Below are 214 nucleotides of genomic sequence, written 5' to 3' on the forward strand. Positions count from 1 at the left end.
TGACCATGACATCGCTGCTGGCCCTGGCGATCGGGCGCAAGCTCGGCCTGCGCTCCAAACTGGTCACGCAGAACGCCATGAACGTCGGGCGCCTGGGCGAGGTCGGCTCGCTGCTGCGCACCGTGGCCGCGACCTCGATCGTCATCGAGGGGTCGCTGGCGCTGATCCTTACGATCGGGTTCCTGGTGGCCGGCGAGCCCATGCACACGGCTCT

At 68.2% G+C, this 214-nt stretch carries 1 pseudogene; it reads left to right on the forward strand.

The annotated features are described in order from the left end of the window. A pseudogene (locus tag IG178_RS25160) lies at nt 1-214 on the forward strand (TrkH family potassium uptake protein); the annotation flags it as partial.

Source organism: Neoluteolibacter marinus, from assembly GCF_014904755.1.
Classification (GTDB): domain Bacteria; phylum Verrucomicrobiota; class Verrucomicrobiia; order Verrucomicrobiales; family Akkermansiaceae; genus Haloferula; species Haloferula marina.